At 57.5% G+C, this 26,003-nt stretch carries 24 protein-coding genes and 5 pseudogenes; 23 read left to right on the top strand and 6 right to left on the bottom strand.

Features of this window, described 5'->3' with window-relative positions; all coding sequences use genetic code 11:
* The first annotated feature begins 2 nt into the window (after positions 1–2).
* The 21 genes and pseudogenes from CKW24_RS16300 to CKW24_RS16205 all read left to right on the top strand — a co-directional run bounded on the left by CKW24_RS16300 (position 3) and on the right by CKW24_RS16205 (position 21,226).
* Positions 3–1,064 carry a phage minor head protein gene (locus tag CKW24_RS16300; protein ID WP_095169207.1) on the top strand — a complete coding sequence of 354 codons (1,062 nt, stop codon included), beginning with the start codon at positions 3–5 and terminating at the stop codon, positions 1,062–1,064.
* A 133-nt stretch (positions 1,065–1,197) separates the two neighbouring features.
* Positions 1,198–1,944: a DUF6651 domain-containing protein gene (locus CKW24_RS16295; protein ID WP_095169206.1), complete on the top strand. Its 747-nt coding sequence runs from the start codon at positions 1,198–1,200 to the stop codon at positions 1,942–1,944.
* Between the two features lie 9 nt (positions 1,945–1,953).
* On the top strand, positions 1,954–2,922 hold the full coding sequence (locus CKW24_RS16290; protein ID WP_095169205.1) for a major capsid protein: 969 nt from the start codon (positions 1,954–1,956) through the stop codon (positions 2,920–2,922).
* A 49-nt stretch (positions 2,923–2,971) separates the two neighbouring features.
* Positions 2,972–3,250 (top strand): hypothetical protein, encoded by a 279-nt coding sequence (locus tag CKW24_RS16285; protein ID WP_095169204.1) that lies wholly within the window; start codon positions 2,972–2,974, stop codon positions 3,248–3,250.
* A 3-nt stretch (positions 3,251–3,253) separates the two neighbouring features.
* Complete coding sequence (locus CKW24_RS16280; protein ID WP_095169203.1) at positions 3,254–3,631, top strand: hypothetical protein; 378 nt, start codon at positions 3,254–3,256, stop codon at positions 3,629–3,631.
* A 2-nt stretch (positions 3,632–3,633) separates the two neighbouring features.
* Complete coding sequence (locus CKW24_RS16275) at positions 3,634–4,017, top strand: glutamate 5-kinase (RefSeq protein ID WP_095169202.1); 384 nt, start codon at positions 3,634–3,636, stop codon at positions 4,015–4,017.
* A 45-nt stretch (positions 4,018–4,062) separates the two neighbouring features.
* The gene (locus CKW24_RS16270) at positions 4,063–4,407 is read left to right on the top strand and encodes an HK97 gp10 family phage protein (protein ID WP_256585487.1); all 345 of its coding nucleotides are present in this window, start codon (positions 4,063–4,065) and stop codon (positions 4,405–4,407) included.
* Positions 4,404–4,802 (top strand): phage tail terminator-like protein, encoded by a 399-nt coding sequence (locus CKW24_RS16265; RefSeq protein WP_095169200.1) that lies wholly within the window; start codon positions 4,404–4,406, stop codon positions 4,800–4,802. The genes CKW24_RS16270 and CKW24_RS16265 overlap by 4 nt, the downstream gene beginning before the upstream one ends.
* Before the next feature lie 60 nt (positions 4,803–4,862).
* Entirely contained in the window at positions 4,863–6,032 is a 1,170-nt protein-coding gene (locus CKW24_RS16260) for a phage tail tube protein (protein ID WP_095169199.1), read from the top strand.
* Positions 6,033–6,079: 47 nt separating this feature from the next.
* Positions 6,080–6,595, top strand: coding sequence for a hypothetical protein (locus CKW24_RS16255; RefSeq protein ID WP_095169198.1), 516 nt, complete (start codon positions 6,080–6,082; stop codon positions 6,593–6,595).
* A gap of 95 nt (positions 6,596–6,690) precedes the next feature.
* Entirely contained in the window at positions 6,691–6,852 is a 162-nt protein-coding gene (locus CKW24_RS28265) for a hypothetical protein (protein ID WP_177440671.1), read from the top strand.
* Positions 6,853–6,930: 78 nt separating this feature from the next.
* Positions 6,931–11,082 carry a tape measure protein gene (locus CKW24_RS16245; protein WP_095169196.1) on the top strand — a complete coding sequence of 1,384 codons (4,152 nt, stop codon included), beginning with the start codon at positions 6,931–6,933 and terminating at the stop codon, positions 11,080–11,082.
* A gap of 12 nt (positions 11,083–11,094) precedes the next feature.
* Complete coding sequence (locus tag CKW24_RS16240) at positions 11,095–11,547, top strand: transposase (protein ID WP_095169310.1); 453 nt, start codon at positions 11,095–11,097, stop codon at positions 11,545–11,547.
* Positions 11,544–12,023, top strand: a complete 480-nt coding sequence (locus CKW24_RS16235) for a DUF1833 family protein (protein ID WP_095169195.1) — start codon at positions 11,544–11,546, stop codon at positions 12,021–12,023. The genes CKW24_RS16240 and CKW24_RS16235 overlap by 4 nt, the downstream gene beginning before the upstream one ends.
* Before the next feature lie 2 nt (positions 12,024–12,025).
* Positions 12,026–12,433 carry a C40 family peptidase gene (locus tag CKW24_RS28460; protein WP_095169194.1) on the top strand — a complete coding sequence of 136 codons (408 nt, stop codon included), beginning with the start codon at positions 12,026–12,028 and terminating at the stop codon, positions 12,431–12,433.
* Positions 12,399–15,455: a host specificity factor TipJ family phage tail protein gene (locus CKW24_RS16225; protein ID WP_095169193.1), complete on the top strand. Its 3,057-nt coding sequence runs from the start codon at positions 12,399–12,401 to the stop codon at positions 15,453–15,455. Before CKW24_RS28460 ends, CKW24_RS16225 begins: the two co-directional genes overlap by 35 nt.
* Positions 15,456–15,511: 56 nt before the next feature.
* A complete protein-coding gene (locus tag CKW24_RS16220) occupies positions 15,512–18,196 on the top strand; it encodes a tail fiber domain-containing protein (RefSeq protein ID WP_095169192.1) in 2,685 nt (894 codons plus the stop codon).
* An 8-nt stretch (positions 18,197–18,204) separates the two neighbouring features.
* Positions 18,205–18,348: pseudogene (locus CKW24_RS28455) on the top strand (glycoside hydrolase family 19 protein); the annotation flags it as partial.
* A gap of 66 nt (positions 18,349–18,414) precedes the next feature.
* The gene (locus tag CKW24_RS16215) at positions 18,415–18,909 is read left to right on the top strand and encodes a glycoside hydrolase family protein (RefSeq protein ID WP_095169191.1); all 495 of its coding nucleotides are present in this window, start codon (positions 18,415–18,417) and stop codon (positions 18,907–18,909) included.
* Positions 18,906–19,367: pseudogene (locus CKW24_RS16210) on the top strand (DUF2514 family protein); the annotation flags it as partial. The gene CKW24_RS16215 and the pseudogene CKW24_RS16210, both read left to right, overlap by 4 nt.
* 371 nt (positions 19,368–19,738) lie before the next feature.
* Positions 19,739–21,226, top strand: coding sequence for a hypothetical protein (locus CKW24_RS16205; RefSeq protein ID WP_095169309.1), 1,488 nt, complete (start codon positions 19,739–19,741; stop codon positions 21,224–21,226).
* A gap of 236 nt (positions 21,227–21,462) precedes the next feature.
* On the opposite strand, the pseudogene CKW24_RS16200 reads toward CKW24_RS16205, so the two are convergent.
* The 5 genes and pseudogenes from CKW24_RS16200 to CKW24_RS16180 form a co-directional block, all read right to left on the bottom strand.
* Positions 21,463–22,070, bottom strand: a pseudogene (locus CKW24_RS16200) (SOS response-associated peptidase).
* Between the two features lie 29 nt (positions 22,071–22,099).
* Complete coding sequence (locus CKW24_RS16195; protein WP_256585486.1) at positions 22,100–22,468, bottom strand: hypothetical protein; 369 nt, start codon at positions 22,466–22,468, stop codon at positions 22,100–22,102.
* Between the two features lie 375 nt (positions 22,469–22,843).
* A complete protein-coding gene (locus tag CKW24_RS27930; RefSeq protein ID WP_143501223.1) occupies positions 22,844–23,731 on the bottom strand; it encodes a hypothetical protein in 888 nt (295 codons plus the stop codon).
* Positions 23,732–23,952: 221 nt separating this feature from the next.
* Positions 23,953–24,162, bottom strand: a complete 210-nt coding sequence (locus CKW24_RS16185) for a hypothetical protein (protein WP_095169187.1) — start codon at positions 24,160–24,162, stop codon at positions 23,953–23,955.
* 325 nt (positions 24,163–24,487) lie between these two features.
* A pseudogene (locus CKW24_RS16180) lies at positions 24,488–24,842 on the bottom strand (tyrosine-type recombinase/integrase); the annotation flags it as partial.
* On the opposite strand from CKW24_RS16180, the pseudogene CKW24_RS16175 reads away from it, so the two are divergent.
* Together CKW24_RS16175 and CKW24_RS27925 are read left to right on the top strand one after the other, a co-directional pair.
* Positions 24,834–25,076: pseudogene (locus tag CKW24_RS16175) on the top strand (transposase domain-containing protein); the annotation flags it as partial. The pseudogenes CKW24_RS16180 and CKW24_RS16175 sit on opposite strands and share 9 nt — an antisense overlap.
* A 260-nt stretch (positions 25,077–25,336) precedes the next feature.
* Entirely contained in the window at positions 25,337–25,600 is a 264-nt protein-coding gene (locus CKW24_RS27925) for a hypothetical protein (protein ID WP_143501222.1), read from the top strand.
* Positions 25,601–25,714: 114 nt separating this feature from the next.
* Here the strand turns inward: CKW24_RS27925 and CKW24_RS16170 are convergent, their stop codons facing one another.
* The gene (locus CKW24_RS16170) at positions 25,715–25,990 is read right to left on the bottom strand and encodes a hypothetical protein (protein WP_095169186.1); all 276 of its coding nucleotides are present in this window, start codon (positions 25,988–25,990) and stop codon (positions 25,715–25,717) included.
* Positions 25,991–26,003 lie beyond the last annotated feature (13 nt).

Genomic DNA, 26,003 nt, shown 5'->3' with positions numbered 1-26,003 from the left:
CCATGGGCAGCGACCAGATCAGCCACACGATCCGCAACGCGGTGCTGCTGGAAAGCCTCAAGTCCAGCGAGGTCGAGAAGTTTGCGCCGTTCCTCAGGCAGATTGACCGATCATTGCGCGAGCAGTTGGGCAAGTCGGAACTGACCGAGTTCAAGCGCGCCCGCCTTGAAGCCATGCTTGTTCAGGTGGATGAATCGCTGGGCGCCATCCTTGGTGAGTACACCGATCAGCTGCAGCTGGATCTGATGGACGTTGCAGCCTGGCAGGCGAGCACTGAGGCGGCGGTGATCGGCGCTGCGCTGTCGAGCCATACCGCGACCATCCCTGCGCTATCAACGCTCAAGACGGCAGCCTTCAGATCACCTCTCGGCATCAAGGGTGCTGACGGTGGAAAGCTGCTCACACCTTTCATCGAAGACTGGAGCAAGTCCGAGCGGTCCCGGGTAACCGGTGCGATTCGGCAGGGATGGTTCGAGGGCAAGACAAACTCCGAGATCATTCGCACCCTGCGCGGCACCAGGGACATGAAGTACGCGGACGGTTTGTTGGCCATCACAAGCCGCAACGCCGATGCAGTCACGCGCACTGCGGTTCAGCACGTCGCCAGCCAGGCGCGCAATCAGTTCGCCAAACAGAACAGCGACATCCTGCGGGGCGTGAAGATCATCGCCACGCTGGACGGCCGGACGACAGCTTACTGCCGGGCTGCAGACGGCACCGAGTACGCGCTTGATGAAGGGCCGCGGCCACCGTTCCACATTCGCTGCAGGACCAGCTTCATTCTGCTGCTCAAGGATGCGCCGTCGCTGGGCGCGCTGGCTGACCGATCAAGCATGAACGGCCAGGTCCAGGCGGACACCAGCTACTACGAGTGGATCAAGACGCAGCCAGCAGCCTTTCAGGACACGGTTATCGGCAAGGCCCGGGCGAAGCTGTTCCGCGATGGCGGTATGACGCCAGAGCAGTTCGCTGACCTGCAGATCGGCAACAACTTCAAGCCGCGCACGCTGGATCAGCTTAGGCAGATGGTGCCTGAGGCGTTTGCGCGCGCAGGACTCAACTAATCCGCGACACGAAATGACACTGCACAAAACGTGTCGCGAACAAATTCAAGCCCTGGCACTCGCTGGGGTTTTTTATGCCTGTCTGTTCGGATGAGCGGGGCGCACTGGGCCGGATGGCCTGCTAGGAGAAACAATGAAGCTCAAGATCGTTGAAGTGGATGGCAAGCAGTACGCGGAAGTCCTGGATGGGAAGCCCGTATTTACCGGTGACGACGGAAAAGACATCGCTTTTGATGCCGTAGGCACCCGCGACACCATCACCCGGCTGAACGCCGAGGCCAAGTCGCACCGCACCCGCGCCGAGACTGCCGAGGGCCTGGTAAAGACCTTTGAAGGTATCGCCGACCCAGCAGCAGCCATCAAGGCGCTGGAGACTGTCGCCAATCTCGATGCGAAAAAACTGGTGGATGCCGGTGAGATCGAGCGCGTGAAGGCCGAAATCAGCAAGGCGTTCCAAACCCAACTGGACGAAGCCAACGGCAAGGCGCAGACCTACGAGCAGCAGCTGTATGCCGAGAAGATCGGCGGCAGTTTCTCCCGCTCCAAGTACATCGCCGACAAGTTGGCTGTGCCGGTCGACATGGTTCAGGCCACTTTCGGTCAGAACCTGAAGGTCGAGGAAGGCAAGGTCGTCGCTTATGACGCTCAGGGCCAGAAGATTTTCAGCCGCGCTCGCCCAGGTGAACTGGCCGACTTCGACGAAGCCATCGAGACGCTTGTTTCGCAGTACCCGCACCGCGACCACATCCTGAAGAGTTCCGATGCCAATGGCGGCGGCGCTCAAGGCGGTGGTGGCGGAAATTCCGGCGCCAAGGGCAACTTTGGCGGCAGCAAAGCAGATCGCGTAGCGGCCATTAAAGCCATGACCGCAACAAGCTAAGGAGCACCTATGTCCCTGTCGAACATGAAGGTATTCAACGAATACCTGAAGAAAACCACCATCGAAACCCTGGCGCAGGATGTTGAGAAATTCAACGCCGCCTCCGCTGGCTCCATCCGCCTTACCACTCAAGGTATCGACGGCGACTTCCTGCAAGAGTCGTTCTGGGCTGGCCTGCACAGTGCCCAGCGCCGTGTTGACCGCTATGCCGCCAACGGCGCGCAAGCTGCAACCCCGCTGACTCAGAAGCAATACGACTCGGTGAAGATCGCAGGCGGCTTCGGTCCGATCCTGTGGGAGCCTTCGCAGCTGTCGTGGGTTCAGAAAAACCCGGAAGAAGCCCTGGAAGTGATCAGCCGCAACCTGTCCGAGGCCATCATGTCGGACCAGTTGAACACCGCCATCGCCGCTCTGGTCGCCGCCATTGGCAACCAGCCAACTGCCACCAACGACGTGTCGGCCACTGCCGGCGTGGACTACGTCGCCATCAACAACGCGCATGCACTGTTCGGTGATGCCTCGCAGCGCCTCATTGCTCAGGTAATGACCGGCGCCATGTACCACAAGCTGATCGGCAAGAACCTGGTCAACGCCGAGAAGCTGTTCACCTTCAGTGGTGTGCAGGTGGTCGACATCCTGGGCAAGGCTGTGATCATCACCGACGCCGCCGCCCTGTACGAGGCTGGCACCCCGAACAAACAGAAGGTGCTGAGTCTGGCTGACGGCGCTGCGATGGTGATGGATGGTTCCGACCTGATCACCAACATCCAGACCTCCAACGGCAAGGAGCGCATCGAGACCACCATGCAGGCCGACTACACCTTCGGCATGGGTCTCAAGGGCTACACCTGGGACACCGCCAACGGCGGCAAGTCGCCAACCAGCGCCGAGCTGGCCACTGGCACCAACTGGGATCTGGTTGCGAACAGCATCAAGGCCTCGGCTGGCGTTATCACCATCGGTGACGCCACCAAGTAATCGAGACGGCGGCCTTTGGGTCGCCTGATCCATCCGCCAGGAGTCCACCATGGACGAGAAAGTCGTTTACGAGAAGCACCCGGTTACCGCTGAGCGCAAGGCTGAACTGCGCCAGAAGGGTTACAAGGTCATCGACGCCCAGTTCGCGCCGGATGACTACGAGCATCCCGAGCCGATGAAGAAGGGGTCATCGGGTGGTGGCAAGCCGTCCAAAGGCCTGAGGGTCGAAGAGATCAAGGTGAAGCTGACCGAGAAAGGCATCCAGTTCGATGCTGAAGCCGAGCGGCCAGCCCTCGCTGAGCTGCTCGACAAGGCCGGCCAGGAATAACCCATGACCGACTTCATCACTGTTGCAGACGTTGACGCGTTGCTGGGGTCGGGCTGGGCGGGTGCCGGTGATCCGGTTATGTCTGTGATGCAGGCCAACGCCTGGCTTACCAGCAAGATTAAGCGTCCTGTCCCCGCCGAAGTGCCGGCCGAGATCAAGCAGGCCGGTGCCCAAGCTGCAAAGGTCGCCTCTACGGGCGGCCTGTACAAGTCCACCGAGCGCGAGACGGTCAGCGAGACGGTATCGGCTACCTCGGGCACGTCCGTCAGCGAAACCTACGTTCAGGGCTCTGTCGCGCTGTCTGCTGGGGAGAACTTCGCCTTGGCACTGATCTCCCCCTGGACCACCGGCACCAATTCCATTCCGATGGTGAGGGGCTGAGCATGGGACTACAGGCAAAGCTTCAGAGCAAGCTGGCAAAGGCGTTCGACGGGAAGCTGGCCGATGCCGTGTCGGCGTTCACCGGCTCGTATCAGGGGGTTGGCGTCTATGACCCGGTCGAGGAAACGACAACTGCTGTCACTGTGACCTATACCGGGCGCGGCGTGCTGGCCAAGTACGAAACCAAGCGCATCGACAATATCAACATCCTGTCCGGCGACTTGCAGCTGATCGCGCTGACCAATGAGGCCACCGACCGGCCTGCCGAGGGTCACACGATCACGGTGCCCGACCTGGCCGACCGAACCAAGAGCGTCAGCTACCTGGTCAAGGGCGTGCAGGTTGACCCAGCGTCCGCCACCTACCAGATTCAGCTGAGGAAGTGATCTATGGCCCGAGGCAGAGGGTGGAGTGTGCCGCCGAGCCTGTTTATGAGTGCGGTAGAGCAGGACTTGTCGAAGAAGATCAGGACCATCGCGATTCAGCTGCTAAACGAGGTGACCATGCGAATGCCGGTGCTATCCGGCCGGGCTCGAGGGAATACCATCGTTAGCATCGGCTCGCCGGTTTATCAGGTTCTTGATCGCTATGACAAGGATGGAGGAGCTACGATCCTGGAGGGCGTGACGCGCCTGAGTGGTCTTGAGCCGTATACGGTTGTTTACTTGCAGAACAACTTGCCATACATCGAGCGCCTTGAAGACGGTTACTCGAAAAAGGCCCCGGCCGGTATGTTCGGCGCAGCATTCAACAGCGTGGCGAGGGCCAGCCAATGACCTTCGAGCAGATCCGCAGCATCGTCATGACGCGCATGACCCAGTGGGCGGGGGTTCCAGTGGCGAATGTCGACTATCCGAACAATGGTCAGCCATTTGACCCGGCCGGCAAATCGATCTGGGCGCGCCTGGCCGACATCCCCGGCCTGTCCAGCACTCCTGAGGTTGGTCTCGGGCCCTGCGTTCAGCGCACTGGGATCGTCGTCATTCAGCTGTTCGTACCGAGTTACAAAGGAACCCTGGCCATCACCCGCGCCGCCGACACGCTGGTCAGGCACTTCGAGTTCTACAGCGAGGGCGGCTTCGACTGCTTTGCCGCGTCCGCAGCCACCCTTGGTGACGACGGGCTGGGCTGGTACCAGGTGAATATCCAAATTCCCTACCGGGCGCACTGAGCCCATCCACTCACCGCCAACAGGCGGTTTTTTTACGCCTATCGATAGGAGCAGCACCCCATGAGTTCAGGCGCCAAGAACAGAACGGCCTACGTCGAAGAGGTGACGCAGGGCGTGACCCCGGCCACAGGCTGGAAAGAACTGATCCGCACCTCGTATGGCTTGGGCCCGACCCAGAACACCGCCGAGAACAACGAGATTTCCCAGACCCGCATGTCGCAAGGCACGTCGGCGACCACTGTTGATGTCGCTGGTGAGATCGGTCAGAAGTGGCGCTATGGGGGCGCGATCGACGACTTCCTTGAGTCCTGCTTCGGCAGCCGCTGGACTGGCAACGTCCTGACGATGGGTGATGAGCGCATCAGCTACTCCCTGGCATCGTTCGCCAGTGACGTGCTGGTGTCCTCGATCGCTCGCGGGGCCCAGGTCGCCAGCATGGCTTTCACCTTCGGCACCGATGGCGACATCACCATCGCCACCAACCTGACGGCGATTGGCTGGGAAGGCAAGGCCGACGCTACCCCGTATTTTGCCAGCGCTGCGCCCGAGGCGAATGCCGACCGCTTCAACTTCAAGAACTTCACCAGCCTGACCCTGGACGGCGTTGAAGCCACACCGGAAAGCGGCACCTGCATCAGCGCCATGGACCTGACGTTCGACAACAACGTCCAAACCCAGCGCTGCATCAACAACGGCGCATTCGTTGGCAACGTCATCCCCACGATTTTCGGTGCAACCGGATCGATCACCATCGCGTGGTCCGCTGCATCGTACGCATTGTGGATCAAGCAGCAGACTGGCGGCTCGATCGCGCTGAGCTTCACGCTTGAAAACGGCGACGGTCGTTACACCTTCAACTTGCCGGAGATGGAGGTCAACGGTGATTGGCCGGACGGCGCAGCCACCGACGTGATCGAGGTTCAGTTGAATGTGGCCGCACGCCGCACGCCGCCGACCATCACCCGGGCGCCGTATGTGGCACCTACCAGCGTTGCGATCGCCCCGGCCTCCGTGTCGATTGCCGTAGCTGCTACCCAGCAGTTGACCGCAACCGTCAGCCCGGCAGGTGCAAGCCAGGCCGTCACCTGGTCGATCAGCGATCCGACCAAGGCGACCATCTCGCCGTCCGGTCTGGTCACTGGCATCGCCGCCGGCTCGGCCGTAGCGACCGCCACCAGCGTGTCCGATCCGACCAAGACGGTCACCCGCAACATCACCGTCACCGTTTAAACCTCACGACCGCCGCCCTGTAGTCGGGGCGGCCACAAGGATTCCGCATGGCCTTCATTCTGAAGAAGAAAGACCCGATGGACACACTGTCCACCCGATGGATTGAGCCGGCCCCGGGTCTGCGCCTGTTGGTTGGCTCCTCGGCGAGATCCGGTTACACCAGCGACTTTCGCCAGATTCAGCGCCACCTGGAATTTGCCTCGCGCCAGATGGGTGTTGGAACTGAAGAGTTCGACATCCTCAAGAAGTCCCCGCTGGAGATTCCAGACCCGGACATTCTGTTCGTTGAGTTGGCGTGCAAGCACCTGATCCTGGATTGGGAAGGCGTTGCCGAGGCGGAAGACCCTGGCACTCCAGCTCCATATACAGCTGAGCGCGGTGTCGTGCTGATCGAGCAGATGCCTGAGGTTTACTTCCTCGTCCTGCAGACCGCCAACGCCATTGCTCTACGTCAGAAGGAGCAGGTGGCCGACACAGTGGAAAAGCCCTTGCCGCCTACCGCTGGGCAGCCGAGTGGGCGGGCCCGGAAAACGACCGCAAAAGAAAAGTCCGCGAAAAGCTGAGGATCGATATTCCTGAACCGCCAGAGGCGGACGGGGTAACGGCTGACATTCTTCAGGCCTATTACGTCGTCAGCCGAGGTCGTCAGTATGTCGGCATGAACGGCGCGCCGGTCCCCCTCTCTGTCGGAGCGCTGAACGATTACCTGGCAGCCTACGGTGAGCAATATGCCCGCGAAGAGTTCGACGCTGTGATCTTCGCTCTCGACGATGATTTTCGTGACCGATGGGCAGTGAAAAACAAGCCCGAAGAAAAATAGCTAAACGCTTGTCGGACCTGGTGGACGAAGAGCTAAACAAGACCCGCTTCGGCGGGTTTGTCAATTGTGGAGAACGTCATGTCTCAGCAGTCCAGCCGATTGGATATCATCATCGATTCGCGGCAGGCTCAGCGCAATGGCGAGCAACTGCGCATCACCCTGAACAACTTGGTAGTTGTCGGCGATCAGGCCTCCCGCTCCATGGATGGCGCCGGCACTGCGGCGCGGGCCGCGGGTGCGGCGTTTGCTGCCCTTGGCGCTAGCCGGGTGGTTGGTGAAATCATCCGACTGACCGATGCTTTCAAGTCCATGCAGGGCTCTCTGGCGCTAGTTAGCTCGTCGAATTCGGTAGCGAGCGATTCTTTCCAGAAACTGCTGACGATGGCGAACAACACGGGCAGCTCGCTGGAGTCGACTGTTTCGCTGTATACCCGGCTGGCCAACGCCACCCGAGGCGCTGGCTACACCACGGAGCAATTGCTTGGCGTGACCGATGCCATCAACAAGGCATTCGTAATTTCCGGCGCCACCATGCAGGAGGCATCGAACGCCGCTATTCAGCTGTCGCAGGGCCTCGCTTCTGGCACGCTGCGCGGTGAAGAGCTGAACTCGGTGATGGAACAAGGGCCGCGCATCACCCGTGCCCTGGCTGAATACCTCGGCGTTACAAACGGCCAGATTCGACAGATGGCCGCCGACGGCAAGATCACTGCCGAGGTCGTGACCAACGCCCTGCTTAAATCGCTGACCTCGCTCAACTCAGAGCTTGATCGCATGCCGCGCCGGTTCGAGCAGGCATCGACGGCGCTGAAAAACAACTTCCTGGCTGCTGTCGGCCAGATCGACATTAATCCGCTGATCAGTTCGGTCGATGCACTGGCCAACTCTCTGGCAAAGCCTGAGGTAATCAGCGGCATTCAGACTATCGCCACCGGCCTTGGCAATGTCGTGGCAATCGGCGGGGACGGCCTGAAAGCGGTCGCCACCAATGCCGATGCGCTGATGGCGATTACCGGCGCCTATGCCACAAAGGTTGGCGTCGGTCTGGTCAGTTCGCTGGCGCTTGCGGCAAAGGCTCGCCTGGCCGATACCGTCGCCGCCAATCAGCAGATCATTGCATCCCGCCAGGCAGAAGTAGCCGCTGTCGCCGAGGCCGTCGCGATACAGAGCGTGGTTGTGGCTTCGACTGAGGCCAGCTTGGCGCGAGGCATCTACGCCCGTAGCGAAGCCATGGCTACTGCGCAGACAGAACTGGCTAGCCTTAAACAGCTGAAGGCCGTATCTGCTCAGCTTGCCGCCGACCGCAACCTTGAGATTCAGCGGCAGAAGGCGCAGATAAGCAACGCCGGCCTGACAGCTTCGCACACCCGGCTCGCCGAGATCCGCACGGCTGAGGCGGCAATTACCTCGCAACTCACAGCTGCCGAGGCCCGTCTTGCAGCGGCTCGACAGGCCGAGCTGGCGACCGGCGCAGTCGTCGGGCAGCAAACCGTGGCGCTCAATGCCGCCCGAACGGAAGGTGCGGCAATCCTGGGCGCACAAGCTGCCGCACAGAACGCACTCAATGCCGCCGAGTCTCGTGGCGCAGCAGTTCGCGGCGCCTCCATGGCAGCCATTGGCGGCCCGCTTGGCCTGGTAACGCTGGGGCTGTCCGCCGCTGCCGCTGCCTACATCTATTTCAGCAGTTCCGCAGACACCGGCACGCAGTCGCTGATTGATCAAAACCTGACGATTGACGACACGGTCAAGAAGTTTGACAGCCTGACCGCGGCCCAGCAGCGAAATCAGGCGTCGAAGTGGGCTGAGGCACAACAGGCGGCGCTCGATCAGGCATCGGCTGCGGCCAGCAACTACGGAAACATCGCCGAGAATGCGATCACCTCCGTGGGCGCAGCTCGAGTATCCGATCTGTCGACTCTGTCGAGCATGATTGCGCAGGTGAAGTCCGGACAGAAAACCCTGGACGATGTCACTGTTTGGCTGCAATCGACGCAAGGCCTGACAGGTGACTTCAAGTCGTCTCTGGAAGGGATTGCGGCCGGGTATGACACAAATATTCAATCGGCTGACGGCTATGCCGAGCGCCTTCAATCCGTCAGCAAGCACACGCAGGATCTGTCGGCCAACAACGGCAAGCTGGCCGCATCGCAAGACGCAACCAGCAAGGCCAATGGCGCCAGCACGCAGGCGTGGGACAAGTACATTGATCAGCTGACAAAGGCGCGCGACCTGGTTGGCGCCAACGCTGCGGCCGAAGCGGCATATACCGCTATCAAGATGGGCGCCAGCACTGCGCAGCAGGCCCAGGCCAAAGCCATCGCCGCCCAGACGGACCTGCTGAACAAGTATCAGGATGCGGTCAAGGAGAACAACAAGGCAGAGCAGGAGCGCCTGAAGGTTCTGCTGGTGGCGAGCTACACCGCCATGCAGGCCGCCGAGGATTCGGCCGCCGCGCAGAAGAAGGCACTGAACGACACCGCGAAAACTGCCGAAGAGAGCGCGACCCGGCAAGTCAACGCTATGCAGCGGATCATCGACAAGTCGATCAATCTGGCCGCGGGAAGAAATCTGCTGTTGGTCAATCAGCCCGAGCAAAACCTCAGTGGTTACGGGCTGCTGACAAATGGCGGTACCGCCCCGGCCGCGCCGGCTGCCAAGCGAAAAACGCCTCAACAACTGGCCGAAGAGCAGATGGCGCAAATTGTTGCCGGCACCACGCCAAACAAGCCCACGAAAACCCCAAAGGGGCCAAGCGAAAAAGGTGCGCTGAGTGCTGCGTTGAGTGCCTTCAGTGCTCTCTACAAAAAGGCAGACCCGGCAGCGCAGGCTGTTCGAGACCTGACCGAAGCACAGGAGAAGCTGCAGCTCGCGCTTTCGAAAGGGAAGATCACCCAGGAGCAATATGGTGTTGCGCTGGGCCAGGCATCGAGGGATTACGCCGCGGTCATCGCCAAGACGGGTGAGCTATCTCAGGCCGAGCAATATCGGGCGCAGATCCTCAAGCAACTGCAGAACCAGCAGGATGCGGCCAATGCCGAAGCAGACGCAATCGGCATGGGCAGCGAGCAGGCTTCGCGAGCACAAGAGCGCCTGAAGCTGGAGAAGGAAACCAACGACCGGCTGCTACAACTGCGCACCGAACTGGCGAACGCCCAAGGCGACAAGCAGCGCCAGGCCCTGCAAGCGCAGATCGATATCACCAACGAGATGTTCCCCCAGCAGATCGCCATCATGGAGAACGGCTGGGCACAGGTTGATGCCGCGCAAGCCAACTGGATGAATGGCATCACGGCCGGGCGGGACAACTACCACGCTAAGGTCGCGGACGTGGCCTACCAGACCGAAATGATCATGACCGACTCGCTGGACGTGGTCACGTCAGGCTATGGAAGCGCATTCAGCAAGATGGCTCTCGATGGTCAGAGCTTCGGCGAGGTGACTCGCGGCGTCTTCGACAGCCTAGCGCGCACGGTTCTAGATGGACTCGGCCAGATGGGCGCTCAGTGGCTTGTGCTGCAGGGGATCAAGCTCGCATTTGGGCAGACCGAGCAGGCTTTGCACATCGCCAAGATGGCCGGAATTTCAACCGAAATGACCGCCGAACTAGGCAAAGAGGCCGCTGTTACAACGGCAAAGGTCGCGGCTGATGGCGTGGCCACGGCCTCATCTCTCGCGGCAACAGCCACAACCACAACCGCGCAGGTCGCGGCAGCCGGTACAACGCTAGCGTCCTGGCTGCCTGCCGCTCTGGTGGCGTCCATCGGTACGTTCGGTGCTGCTGCGGTAGTTGGCGGCGCTGGTCTGTTGGCGGCTTTCGCCCTGATCAAAGGCTTCTCTGAGGGCGGCTATACCGGCCCTGGAGGAGTCAATCAGCCCGCCGGCGTCGTCCACAAGGGCGAAGTGGTCTGGTCTCAGGCCGATATCAGCCGATTCGGCGGAGTGGCGGCAGTCGAGGCTATGCGTCGGGGCGATGCCATGCCTGCCGGGCTCAGTATGGGCAGGGCAAGCACATCATCCACTACGACAGCCGCCAGCGGCAGCTCAGCGACTCAGCAGGCGAACGTCTACGTGAGCCTGGTCGAAGACAAAAGCCGGGCAGGAACGGTTGAGCAGAGCACTCGTGACGACGGAAGTGTGCAGGTCGACGCTTTTGTCGCTGACATTTGGGGTGGAGGCGATCGGGCGCAAGCGCTTGAAAGTGCCTACGGGCTCACCAGGAAGGGCACCTAACGAGGAATGGCAATGATTCAGTACCCGGCAGAATTGCCACTTCCTCTGCAGGAGGGATACGGCCTGAATACGGTCGATCCGATGCGGGCGACGCCCATGGTTACGGGGCGAACGCGATATCGGGTTCGACACAGCTATGTCCCGACTGAGGTGAGAATCAACTTCAATTTCAGTCAGGACGAAGCGGGGATCTTTGAGGCCTGGTATGCACGGACGATTAGAAACGGTCTGGATTGGTTTGAGATCCGCCTGCAGACCCCCGCAGGTTTCACGACCTACCAGGCGCACTTCAGGGGAATCTACCAGGGCCCTGACCTAACGCAGGTCAAGCGCTGGCGTTACTCCGCGGCGGTCCAGTTGAAGGGGCGCCCGCTTATTCCGGCGCCATGGGAGCAATTCCCTCAGTACTGGCTGAACAAGAACATCATTGACCTGGCAGTGAACAAGGAGTGGCCTGAAGCATGAGCCTGATAGAAGAGTGCTACGCATCGGGCCTCGGGGAGTTGGTCGACACCATTGAGGCGCGGGAGGAGGGTGGCTCTGTCTCCCATCTCTACTGCTCCGGCTTTGAGGACAGGGTGTGCACCACAGAGGACGGCCGAACCCTGACCTTCATTGCGATGTCCATGGACTTGGCGCTACCCAAGAACGACAACAGCGGATTCCAGAGCCTGGTTCTCGGCATGGACAACGTGACGGGCGAGGTTCAGGAGGTGGTGGAGGCAGCGAAGGCCGCCGGGCGGCGCTTCATCATCACCTTTCGTCGGTACCTGGCCGAAGACCTGTCGTTCCCCAGCGAGCGCTACCGAATGACGTTGCTCAGTCGTGATTACGAGGATGACATCGCCAAGCTCACCGCCGGCTTCTACGACCTGCTCAATACAAACGGTCTGCGCACCATCCTGACCACCACCTTGGCCCCTGGCCTGAAGTACACCTAACCATGATCGAGAAATTCATGCGCGCCCCGTATCGCGAGGGTGCAAGGGGTCCTATTGCCTTCGATTGCTGGGGGCTTTGCCGAGTCATCCGGCATGACCTGTTTGGGCTGCCCTGGCTGCCAAGCCTTGGCTCGGTGGGCAAGGACAAGATCCGCGAGAACACCAAGGCATATCGCTCGCTTCGAGTCTCGATGGAGGAGTGTCCACCTGAGCCTGGGGCAATAGCTGCGGTCTTGCGCGGCGAGGCCCTGCTTCACGTTGGGACCGTCCTCCATATCGAAGGGCGCCTCAAGGTCATCGACACAAACCCCGGCGGCGCATGCCTCCGGACTACCGGCGAATTCGAAGCCTCTTACCCAAGGGTGGTGTATTACCGTGACCGTCGAGTTCTATCCCAACAAGCTGTCTGAAACTGCGCCTTTGGGCATCTGGAAGACCGATCGCCGGATGACCATCGAGCAGTGGCTGAAGGAGCAGGCTTCATCCTATGAGCGTCGGGAAAGTCCCCCAATCAGCATTGCGCTCAACGATGAAGTGATCGAGCAGCGCCTCTGGCACAAGGTCACATTCAAGCCGTCGGATCTGCTGCAGATCTACCGCGAACCCAAGGGCACCGACCCATTTTCCATCACCTTCGCACTATTCAAGGGCGCCAAGGCGGCACTGAAGTCATTGATGCCGAAGATGCCGGGCATGCCGTCGAGCGCAGGCACCCAGCAGGGCGACCCGATCGCAGAGGCCAGTGCCAAGGGCAACAAGGTCAAACAGGGCGAGCCGGTGCGGCAGATCGCGGGCCACCAGCGCACCTACGGCTCGTACCTCGCCCAGCCTCGTCGTGTGTATGTCGCGCCGCGGGACCAGCGCGTGGAAATGCTGCTCTACATCGGCGAAGGCGAGTACGACATACCGCTTTCGAAGGTAAAGGTTGGCGAGACGCCGCTGATTTCATTGGGGTCGGACGCGGCTTTCACCATCTACCCACCAGGTGCCGACCTATCGGCAGATCCGGCGCACATCAACTGGTTTAATGCACCCGAAGTTGGCGCAAGCTCCAGCGGCTCGGCCGGCCTGGAGTTGACCATGGCCACCGATTTGGCCAGGTCGGCGACTGCGTCAGCGTACCAGTTCATAAGCGATACGATCAGCGTACCTGCAGGCTCCGGCCAGTTCCCAGCGGACTGGTCGAACGGCATCATCATCCGAGTGCTTGCCCCGTATACCTACACCGTGATCGACGGCGGCGCCGGGCGCGACATAATCCGTGGCTCGCTGGAAATGCTGAACCCGACCGCAGGTATGCTGATTGAGGTGGCCGGGGCGAATGCTGGGCTGTACGTTGTCCACAGCTACACGCCATACAGCCCGGCCGTGCCTGCTGATCCCGGCACGGCGTCGACCCTCATCGGTTCAGCAGCGCCGAGCCGTTACGACTTCAACGTCACACCGCTCAGCTTCAGTCTGGGGCGTGCCGGCTCGACCTATCCGGTTACGCTGAGCACGGCGACCACCGACTTGGCCAGCCTGGTGACTGCGCTAAATGCCCAACTCAGCGGTTCACCCATCCAGGCGCAGCAGAGCAGCGGGCGAGTTCGCTTCGTCGAGCTGACACCGTTCGCCGGGCAGGCAATCACGGCAACGGGATCTTCCACCATCCTTGGGTCTTCCCCGGTGGGCGTGACCGGTACAGCAACAACCAGCGGCACGCCAGAGCAGCCGGCCGAGATGACCCTGAACTACGACGGCGGCTCGCCGGTCGTTGGCCTGGCGCTAGGGCAGGGCCTGGCTACCATCGGCCCGCGAGGTCTGCGCTACAGGATCACCGCCTACAGCACAAATCTGCTGGAGGTCGAGCGCCTGACGTCGTCCGGCGCAACCGACTCAGGCTGGCCTGGCTTCAACACCATGCAGACCGTTAACGGCCTTATCACGCTGGATGCCTCGAACCTGCAGGGTGGCTACCGCGGGCCAGTAGCGTGCTGCCCGGAAAACGAAAAGGTGATCGAGCTGGAGTGGTCTGTTACCTATGCCAGCGGCCTATGCGGCATTGGCCGGGAGGGGCAGATTTACGATATCCCGACTTACTATGCTTTCGAGTACCGCGACATGGACGTGGCTGGGGCGTGGACTGTGCTCGAGCAAGTGAACTGGGGCGGATCCCTTGACGCACAAGGTTTCACTGCACGGGTGTTGCTGCCTTATCCGATGCGAGCCGAGGCAAGGGTTCGCAAGCTGTATAAGGATCGAGCAGGCCGGATTAACGACGAGGCACGCGACGACGCGACCTGGACCGACTTGCGCGGCCGTATGCAGAACTCGCCCACAAGCTACCCTGGGCTCACTGTGATGACCTGCAATATCCGTGGAGGCGATCGGCTTTCCGCGCAATCGGAGAGCCAGGTGAGCGGGGAGGCCACGCGAATTCTCTCTCTCATGGAGGGCGGTAGCGGGCCAACTCGTGACATCGTGCCCTGGTGCATCTACCAGTTAAAGGCGCGCGGCTACACGGATGATGATCTGGATCTGCCCGAGTGGTATGCGTTCCACAACACCTGCGTTGCCCGTGGCGACACCTACGACGATACGCTCGACGCGACCATTACCGTCAGGGACATGGTCAACAACGCCCTGGCCTGCGGATTCGGCGAGCTGGTGACGTTTCGCGGACTGCTCCGGCCGGTGCGTGACTCTGCGCGCGCGGCCTTCGATGTGAGTTACGGGCCGAAGACGCAGACCTACTCGCCGCAGAACATGACCAAGATGCTCAAAATCAGCGGCGCCATGCCGTCGATCAATGACTTCGATGGTGTCGACGTTGAGTACTTCTCGACCAAGACATGGGCGTGGGAGACGGTTCAGTGCCGGTGGCCTGGGGATCTAGGCACAAAGGTAGAGAAACTCAAGCTGCCAGGTGTGAGCGAAGAGTTCAGGGCCTGGCGCCTCGGTATGCGTCGGCGTGGTCACCAGAAATTCCGCACCGACGTGTTCAGCTGGGAAACCGAGATGGATGGAAGTAACAGCGGCTATCTCAGCTTCGCGGCGGTTGCAGATGACGCGCCGAAGCGATGCCAGAGCGCCATCCTGCTGGACTTCACCGTTACGGGAGCAGGAACGCTTCTTTGCTCATCCGAACCGCTCGACTGGAGTGCCGCGGGAGAGCACCGGATTGGCGTTCGACGCCTCGACGGTACGCTGTCAGGGCCTTGGGTCGCCACGCAGGTGGATGCCTACACGGCCAGAGTTGACGCGCTCGATTTTACGCCAGTGGTCGATGGCCCACTAGAGCCGCCGCACATCCTGTTCGGGCCGGCAACGCGTTGGGCCTACCCGACGTTGATCACCAGTACCGACCCAGCAAACGGCAACGTCGCCATGAAGGGCATGCCATACGACGCTCGCGTTTACACCTACGACGACCAATTCCCCCCGGCCTGACCGGACCCTATCGAGCAAGCCCGCCAAGTGCGGGTTTTTTTGTGCCCGGAGAAAACATGCGATACAACACCGGAAACCCAGTTGAGCCCGATGGCTCTAGCAGTCCGTTCGATCTCCACGACAACGCTGGAAACATTGATCTCGCTACAAATGGCACGGATCAACACTGGGCTGACCGTAGAGGCGTCAGTCGCCTGTCGTGGGCGGGCATCGAAGCATCCTTTGCTGCGGCACAAGCGCAACGAGAAAACGATTTCAATACTGCTCAAGATCAGCGAGACCTCGACTTCCTAGACCAGATGGACAACATGGGCTATGAGCTCCCTCCGCTTTATTATGCGGCAGGTGTGCACGTGGACCGCGCCACCCAGCTAGTTCTGTATCTGGGTGAGTATTACAGGGCCAAGCCGGGAGCCGTACCGTTTGTCCTGACAGGGGACTGGGAGGCGGATGAGCCGACACTGAAGGCTGTGGGGGACGCTGCTTTGCGGTCCGAGTTGGCCGGAGATGATGGCGCTACCTTGACTGCTTTTCTTTCGCCGATGACGGGCGCCATACGTCGCAAGCTTTCCGATTTTTTACAGGACTCCGTTTCTGCCAAAATTTGGTGTAAGGGTGACTACTACACCAACGACGACGCGCAATTGAAAATTGCGGACGCGTGGTGCTACGAGCACGGGAAAGTTCTAGACCTGGGTGACGGCAAGTACAGCGCCAACTATGGGTTTGTGCGAAAGTCGATGTGGAAAGGCACCTTTGCACCGAAGCTTGGAGCCTTCCCGGTGGAAGGCGACGCAAAAAAATTTATGCGCCCAGGGTACAAGCACCTCATGCCGGGGTGCTCGGTTTGGTTCAGTGGCCCTGAAACCGCCACGACTACGACGGCCCGAACTGACCGGTTTGCGTCGTTCAGCTTCGGCATCATGGACGACCCCGCCGCAGGGACCCCTCATATTAGCGGTGTAGCGTTTGTCCAGGATATGGACGTATATGACACGGCGGGCAACTTGACTTCGGTCGCCGGAGACAAAAGGGATCCTGTTGACGTTCTTTATTATGCTACCACTGGGTGGACCCACCATTCGAATCATGTAGTGTTCGGATACCCGAAAAAAGCTGGAACGTTCGTTTACGGAAAAGATGTCGACTACATGGTCTTTGACGAAACTTGCTCAACCTCCGGGGATATGGGTCTGGCCATTTGTGGTAACGGGGTTGACGGTCTGTCAGGGACCCGGTATGCCGGGGAGATTTACGCGAACGACCATCACAGCCGCTCAATAGTCGACAACCAGTGGGGGACCTGCGGGGTTTACATCGACGGTAACGCCCCGGCGTTCTCGCCGCCGCAAAACTCTATTGGCGGGCACTATTTGTCCGGGTCCATCAGAACCTACTGTGATAACCCAATCATTACGGACCATTGCAACACCGCAGTGTTTAAAGAAATGGTTTTTGAGTGGTCAATTATCCCCGGGTCTGTCGGCGCTACGAAGTCGCTGCCTATTTTCACTGCCAATAGCTATGGGATCGTTTTTGATGACTGCCGTCACTTGAACCCCGTCGGACTCGATGGTCTATACCAGGCGGCGAATAACTGCGGCGGCGTTTTTATTCACTCAGACCCGAGATATGGCAACCTAGGGCTGGCATCAAATGGCAAAGGGGTTTTTCTTCGCGCTAGCGGGGGAAATCCGGCGCTTCAGCTTACCGCGGACATAAACGGTGCCTCCAAAGGTTGGACCTCGCTGTTAAACCTATCGAGCGGTAACCGGTTTGAGCAACGTTACGAAAACTCAACTGCTTTACACCTAACCACAACGGGGACCCTTACAGCAAACCGTCTTGTGGGAGTCGTTTCCGGTAGCAGCTCAGCAACAGATCCATCTATTCGTCTTTCTGGATCTGATCCGACCACGGGGTTCTACCGGACGACAGCCAACACCATTGCAATTGCCATTGGTGGGGTAAAAGCATGGGATATTCAAGCCGATATGTTTCTTCGTCCAGGCTCTGATAACACCAACCAGATTGGATCAGGATCGTTCCGCATAAAGGAATTTTTCGGCGCCAACAACATCATCAATACCTCGGACGGAACGCTCAAAACAAAACGGGTTCTTGAGGAGGGATTGCTGAGCGCACAAGGAAATTTTACCGATCGAGAGCTTGCAGCGTGGGGTGATGTCCGTCACACCGTGTTTAAGTGGAATGACTCTATCTACAACAAGGGATTGAGTAAGGCGCGCCTGAACGTCGGTTTCATTGCTCAGGAGGTCCGCGACGTTTTTGCCTCCTACGACCTAGATGCCTCCCACTACGCTCTTTGGTGCGAAGATCCAGCGCGCAAGCCAGTGATAAGGTTTCGTCACTCAACCCGTCAGAAAATTGAGTTGGTTCCGCATGAGGCTCGCTCTGTGGAGATCGTCGACGGCCACCCGGTTATGGTGATGCGCCAGCAGATGATTGAAGTTCCTGCTGTGGACATGGTGCAGATTGTTGATGAGCACGGCGTGGTTGTTCTGGATGCTTCCGGTACCCCTGAGCTTTACCCGGTGCCGGTTATGGAGGAGTTTGAAGAGGAGTATGAGGATTTTGAGCAGTCTGGATCTAGGCTTGGACTGAGGTATGAGCAATGTCTGATTTTTGAAACAGCATTTCTTCGAGCGATGCTTGCCAAGCAAGAGCATCGCATTGCTGCACTTGAGGCAATGTCCAGCATTAATCGAAGCACACTTTAGGTGAAACTATGTCAATCACAGAGCAGCAACTGCTGCATAGCCTCCCCAATGCCCGCCCAGTCGCGGGCATTTTTTTTCCTGCACCTAATCGGGCGATGGCTCGCTTCAAGATCAACAGTTGCCTGCGTACTGCGGAGTTCATTGTCCGCGTTCCGGCCTGAGCCGCCCCACAACACCAATACCCGCCTTCAGCGGGTTTTGTATTGCCTGGAGAAACCATGGCTCGAATTTCTGATTCTCTGGCGGGCAGCAAGAATGCGCTCGCATTCCTCGACATGCTAGCCTGGTCTGAGGGCACGTCGACCAGCAAGCACACCCGAGACGACGGCTATGACGTGGTGGTGGGCGGCATCGACAGCCCGAACACATTCAAGAGCTACAGCACCCATCCTGGCGTGCTGGTGACCGTGAACAATAAAGGCTTGAGGTCCACGGCCGCCGGCCGCTACCAGCAACTCCAGCGCTATTGGCCGCACTACCGAGACCTGCTCAATCTGCCGGACTTCGGACCTATCAGTCAGGACACGCTGGCCTTGCACCTTGTGAGGGAGCGGGGCGCCTTGGCAGGCATGCACGCCGGGCGTATCCAGGCCGCGATCACGAAGTGTCGGAACATCTGGGCCAGTCTGCCATGCGCCGGATACGGGCAGCATGAGCGCAAGTTGGACGATCTACTGGCGCACTACATCGCGGCCGGCGGGAGGCTGGCTTGAACGGGTGGCCCTGGCGCTCTGGGGCCTTGCTGGTAGCGGTAGCGTCGTATTGGGGCGACCAGCACGGCCGGGCGACGATGGATGCCGAGTGGCAGGGCAGGCGGGCTGCGCGCAATACCAGCGACAAGCAGGCCTGGGCCATAGCTGAACAGCGGGCCCGAAAAGAAGAGCTTCGCCGGCAGGAAGTGGTAGATGAGGAAGAGAGCAGTGCGAGGAAACAGCTTGAACTGGCCAATGGGCGCGCCGCTGCTGCTGAGTCTGCTGCTGGTGGGCTGCGTGGGGAAATCAACCGGCTGCTCGCAGGGCATTCAGCCACCTACGATGCCATCGCTACCCAACAGCGCCAGGCAGGAGAGTACGCCGTCATGGTGCTCGGGAGACTGCTTGAGGAAGCTGGCCGAATGGCGGGTAGCCTCGCAGAAGCGTTTGAGCGAAGTCGAATAGCAGGCCAGGCATGCCTATCAGGCGCTCTAGCCGATCAGAGTGGTGAGGTCCTTCCTCACTCCTCGAAAGGAATGGAGGAGGCGGGTCACATGAGGCGAATTTGTCTTTTTTCGTGTTTCGACCGGAAAGTCAACAGCTTACCGATTCAAGCAAGCCTTCATTACGTGTTAAGGTAGGCGAAAACTGAGAACCAAGATCAGTCATTACAAAATCGCCAATACACCGAACATCTCGTAGTAAATTGGTCATTTTCTGTGCTTCCTAGATTAAGCAAAATACTCAGCTTTAATCGAAGTGCGCATTGAATCTCTACTAAGGCTAAAAGCTTGCCGCAGTAGTTGACTTTATCATGGATGTGGTTTGTGCCAAATTTAGAGAGCAGGTTATGAGTAAAACGTTAGACATCGCAAAGCTAGTTGCAGATCACGAACAGATTGTTCTAGGAAAGAAAGTTCTGTTTGTTCCAGCTGAGGCTGGCCTCAGGTCTGAAAGACTGCTTGTTGTGATGAGCGCTCACAACCAAGGTGGGAAATATATGGCTCTTCGTTCTTTTTTGGAAGATCAAAAATGCGATTTGCTTTTTATTTCAGATCCTAAGAACTCTTGGTATTTGGATGATGATTTAGGCTCGTCATTTGGAAGTGTTTTGAATGTATTTGTGAAAAACTATGATCCGAAGTCAATATTTCTTTTCGGTTCGTCGATGTCTGGCTATGGTGCAATATTTCACGCGTTCAAACTAAATGCTAACGCTATTGCCTCCAATCCACAGATAAATTTAGATGTGACAAAAGATTATGCGTGGCCTGAGCTTATTGAACATATCAATGATATCGGCGGAAATCACGTAAATTTAGATGAGATCTCAGATACGGAATGGGGTGACTCGGCTGTATATCTAATTCATGGTCACGATGAGATTGATACAATAAATGTTGAGCTGTTGACAAGGTCGTCCCCTCCAAATAAGAAGCTGATAGTTCAGACTCTGGATGTGGACTCTCATGTAATGTTTTTTGGTAAAGAAGTTGGATATGTTTATGCCGTTATGGATCTGCTGGCCTCATTCAGGAAAGAGCTTGACCTAAAAAAGCTCCTTTTGGATCTGGTCCCGGAAGACAAAACTAATAAGCGCCAGCTCCGAGCAGAGCGCAAACTTTCTAAGATTCATGATCCATACAGGGCGATTGATCACTCCGGGAATGCCATATCATGGCAGAATCGTTACCTTTATCAGCAGGCTGGTAAAGAAGTATTCTTCTCGAATATTGGATTTTACACGGAAGGAAAATTAACTGGCGGCACCTGTTTTTTTGACGGTGAGCGCTGGAGACTTTGCACTCCGATCCCTACTATCGGTGATGATTTAATATCTGTCAATCATCTAAAGACCACTGGGGATCTTAGCGCTAAACAAAACAATCAGAATATAAATGAATTCTGGTGGGTCAGGAATGAAGCGGACTCAGATCTGATTGTAAATGGCAGCTTTGAGTGCCTTGAAATAGATCTCTCGACTGCGAACGCCAAAAATATTTATCTCAGCTCAGCATTGAAAGTAAGTAAAAAACAGTATGAGTCGCTTTTGGGTAAGTATCTGACATTATCCGCTGATGTTTATACAAGTGATGGAAAAATTTACTTGACTCTCGGCGGGTATGGTGACTCCGGGTATCATCATCGTAACTCTCCTACCAATACTGCTGGCTCATGGGAGAAAATATTCGTCACGCAGCAGTTTTTATCTATAAATACTAATCATAAAGATTCAGTTTTCGTGAGGGTCAATCTCGCGGCGGACGGAAAACCAAAGAAGGTAATTATAAAAAATATCAGGCTTCATGCCGGTTATTTTCCGATGGGTACTCCTTAACTGCTCATCGTTAGAATGCACCATCGCCTGAATGGGCGCGCGACTCGAGCCGTTCTCGTCGAATAGCGCGGGTATTTGGAGATTGGCAAGAGCTTAAGCGAGCCATTGATGCCGCAGGCGAGGAGCCCAATACGTCGGCGCCACGAAGTTCAATAGTCATTGATGGCTACTGAGTCGCTGATTGAAGCTGTGCAGGAGTGCCAGCGGCGAGCGCTTGGCATTGATGGTAAGGCCCGTCACTGAATCGGCTGGATCAGATCAGGGGCTTGATTGCGCACATTGCCGACTGCAGTGCTCACCCGGTACCACTCGAAGGCGTCCGATGGCTCTCCCAAGTTGAGGGCCATCTGTCCTGCCGCCTCTTTGGGCGTGGCCGGGTCAAGCCATTCACGGGCCAGCTCTGGTGCGAGCACAACCGGGCGCCGGTCGTGAATATCCACCATCCCAGCCGGCGCTGTCCGCGGTGATGATCACGATCCCGTCGCCGGATCATGTAGGGCTGTTTCTTCGGCCCGCCTTCATCCACCCATTCAAACCAATTGTCGATCGGTGTGATCGCTCGGTGCGGCCAGATCGCTCGGAAGAACGGGCCGTTGGCCACTTTCTCGATGCGGGCGTTTATCGGCGCGGCTCGATCCTTCGCCCAGTGTGGGCGCCATCCCCAGCGCACTGGATCAGCGTGGAGTGTTTCACCCTCCAAGCGAAGCAGGGTTACCTGAGTCGTTGGGGCGACGTTGTACCGCTCCAGTGGCTGGTCGCCGACGGAGTTGACCAGGGCGCCCGGCATGCGGAGTGCGGCGACGAAGTCGTGGATACCTCGGTACTGTGAAAGTCTTCCACACATTTATAGATCCTCCCTTGGTGGCTACAAGCTTAGTTACCCGGAAGGCGGGTGTACGGTTCGACTCCAGTGAGTTCGACAATTCTGGCATAGAGGTCGCTGATCAACCGGTCCTTCGCCGTCAACTGCGCGCTGGTAGTGGTATCGATTGCACCTAGTTTTCGCATGGCATCCGAAAGCTTGGCCGTTAAACGTCTGATTTCCACCCGTAACCGATCGCGCTCGTTAGACGCCTCTGCATGCATCTGGACCAAGCCGAAGATGTCCTCCTTGGCTTTGCGCTGTTGCAGTGTCAGTTCCTGCACTTCGTTCTCCAGCATGCGGAGGTAGTGCTGGCAGGTTTCCAGCTCGGTGGGCGAGCCAAGCCAGTCAGAGGTGTCTTCGATTTCGAGAGGGTCCATGGGGATGCCTTGCTGATACTGTTTTTATATACAGTAATCGAGTCGCGGAGATTGGGCGAGGGTTGAGCAACGAGCAGTAGCAATTTGGAATGACGAACGGTAGGCAGGACGCCTGAGGAGGGAATGAATCTCGTACCAATTTTTGTATCAATGGACGTGTAAAGCAGGTTAAAATCGGGTATCCCTAAGTAAGGAAGTGCCCGGTTTCATTGGCCCTGATTACTTTGCCTTACCCCTTTAGAATCGCGGTGTAATTCTGCTCCACTCTTCCCTCACACCGACACCGACACCTATGCGTCAACGTCCGCTCGGGTGTTCATAGTTACGTACCCCACTCAACGAAGTACCGAAGATTGCCTACGCTGCGTTTGTTTTCTACGATGGATGTATGATAGTGCCGTCCGCGGAGCGCGCTACCCACATGTTGTTCTCAACGGTGAAATTGAAAGTCTCTCCGGGATTTAAAGTCCATTGCATCGAACGGCCCAGCCATTTTATATGTCCATCCTCAAAGGTGGTGCTGAAATCGATCTCTCGCACGGTTATTGACTCAGCTTGCCGTTCCGTAATCTCAATTGCACGGACATTGGAAAGCCGCAGACATGACTGTGCTACAACCGTTTGAATTGCAATATTATCGGAGCGTGTGGTATGTGCAACCGATGGGTATACAACAGCACCTAGGGTCAGTCCGTTCAGCGATTCAAAAGGGCCGGAGACGCCACCAGTGGATAATCTCTCGGTTATAGCGGCAGTCATTTTGTACTGTGCTGAAAACGTCTCATGAATAGGTTGAGCGAACCGCGTCTCAAAAAACGTCTCGATTTTTGAGAAAGCGGCATCCTCCTCCATTTCCTTGCCTGCTCCGGGTGGAATTCGGAAGTATAAAAATTCTCGATCAACAGTCCAGCTTGATAGATAAACTATATCGCCAATATTCGCATTCAGTTCAGAAAATACTGCAGCGGTGTCGGCACTTGCATAGAACATTGGTTTGCCTGGACCATTGCAACGTTGAAAACTGGTCACCAATTCGGCGGGTGGACTACCTAGATAACTCACTTTACTTGGCTTCTCGGGGTAAATTACCCCCCGATACAGAGAGGTTCCTACAGGCACAGATTGCGCCATCATGGGAATGCCCTTGATCAAGACCCCCACTTGAGTCAGGAGATATTCGTAATCGATAGCAGTCAGGTCGGCACGGTTTAGTGCAGTGACTATCTCACGTATTTTGGTTCTGCTCGTGCGTTCAATAGTCATAGATCAGCATCATAGAAAAGGTGAAGTGGTAATTTTAGTCGGTTTGGCTATGTCAACGTCAAGATTCCTAGTCAGACTGTAATTCACTCGTAACTCCCTGCAGCCAACGTTCGCGAATCGTCATCCCACCACCTGCGCCATCGTCCGAAAACAAAATTGGTGATCGTCTGTTCATGGCCGGTAGTTGTCCCTAGTGGATATCCGCTTCTCGCTGATTGCACTCAATCCGGTGTAATGAGTACCGCGAGCGTCATCTTGATGAATTCTTCATTTCTATCGATCGTTTGCAACGCGCCGCGCACGTTACCGGCGACTTCTGCTGAGCCGCGCTGCTCGACCCAGAGCGTGAGCTCCATGATGGCGGCTTCCAAGGCGTGTTGGTTTTCGTTGATATTGTAGAGCAGGGAAGGGAGCAGGTCTGAGTTGGGCATCGCGAATCCTCCGTGGAGTTTTCAGCGTAGCAGGGGGATTTGAAGTGGTGTTCGTTCGGCAGGACGCCGATGGGAGGGATAAAAAGGTGTGGGGACTTTCTCGGGGATTCGCAAATGTTGGTCTGGCTCTGTACGGCACCGTTTGCAGCGAGCACCAGCAGAAGACTCAACGATTGCTGTGGATTGCGCCCATTTTCAAGCATGGGGTGCTAGGGGTCGAGTGTTCGAATCACTCCGTCCCGACCATATAATTCAATGACTTAGGCCAATGTTCACAGCATTGGCCTTTTTCATGCGCGTGACTTTTGCGTGACTTCTCGATTTTTCACGCCTGCTTCCTCTTCAAGATTGTCAGGACCGGTCCACGCGAATCGGTTGCTGATACCATGTTTGCAGCTTCAATCAGATGCCCGAGCTCAGCGCCCGAGTAGTGACTGGTGATGCTGCCGTTCTTGTGGCCCAGAAGTGCCTTTCGGTCTTCCTCGGTGACGCCTGCTGCTCGTAGCCGTCGGCCAAATGTGTGCTTGAGGATCGTGGATCCTTATGGATGCATAACCTGGGTGAGAAGGGCGAAGGTTTTCCTCCTGCCAGAGTTTCGCCGCTCTCACCCGCGCTTTCTTCCAGGCTGAGTCATTCATCCGGTGAATCGCGTTGCCGTTGTAAGGGAAAACCCACTCCTTGATAATTGGGCAGAGAACCAGCTCCGGCCTTGGGCGTTGGGGCGCAAGAACTGGTTCTTCGCAGGATCACTGCGCAGCGGAAAACGGGCAGCGGCGATCATGAGTTTGATCCAGTCGGCGGAACTCAACGGGCATGATCCGTATGCTTGTTTGAAGGACATCCTCACGCGTCTGCCGACGCAGCGGGCAAGTGAGATTGCGGAGCTGCTGCCGCATAGGTGGCGATCGGTTTAGTTGCGCAAGACGGGATGCCCGGACACTGGATGCCTGGCCAGGTGACGCGCTGCTGGGAGGTTTCGAGCAGTTCGATCTTATGATGGCGCAGTGCTACAGTGCACCCAAAATCAAGGAGGTGACAAATGTTCCGCACGGTAGCTTTCGTCTTGGGGTGTGCTTTTCTGACCGGCTGCGCAAATACACAAGAGGTTGATGCTTAGAGGGCGGGGGCCCAACGAACAACGCCTGTTTGCACCAGTGAAAACCAGTGTCAGGTAATGTGGTCGGCGGCGCGCGGCTGGGTGCTGAGGCATGCCGGCACGAAAATTCAAAATTACGGTGCCGACTACTTCGATACGTACAACCCGATACCAAACAGCCCTGCATTGGCGGCGCAAATTTCCCAAGATGCGCTGGGTTCTGGAAAGCACAAAATCTCTGCAAGGCTTTGGTGTGACAACATGTTTGGCTGCCAGCCAAATGCCTGGCAGGCACTATTGGATTTCAACCGTACCGTAAATCTCGCGGGCGCCGGGCAATGATCAAAAAAACGAGAGCTACGACATGCGAATTCTGATAGCTGCGGTGGCCTGAGAATCAGCATGTCCTGATGTGAAAAAGCCCAGACTAGTGCTGGGCTTTTTGCATCTGGCAGTTTAGCCGTACATGAGTCTAAGCATTTCGGCCAAATCAAGGATGTCGCCAGGATCAATCGTATTATTTTCGAGCGCTTCGATGAGGTAGCCGATCACCCTGCGCGAATTCTGGCTAATAGGTCGTCCCTGTGCCAGTAGCAGGTCGGCGACCTGATAGCGCTCTGCTGGAAAGTCACGAAGCGCCTCGATGAGACGCTCACGCATTTTGATGAGCGCGTAGGGTCCGTCGGCTGGATCTTGAAGTGCTTGTCTAAGCTTCGCGAAATTATGCTGCATATGCCGACCTCTG

Origin of the sequence: Pseudomonas sp. Irchel 3H3 (assembly GCF_900187635.1) — a bacterium.
In the GTDB taxonomy this organism is placed as follows: Bacteria; Pseudomonadota; Gammaproteobacteria; order Pseudomonadales; family Pseudomonadaceae; genus Aquipseudomonas.
This window is presented reverse-complemented; position numbering and strand designations above follow the sequence as displayed.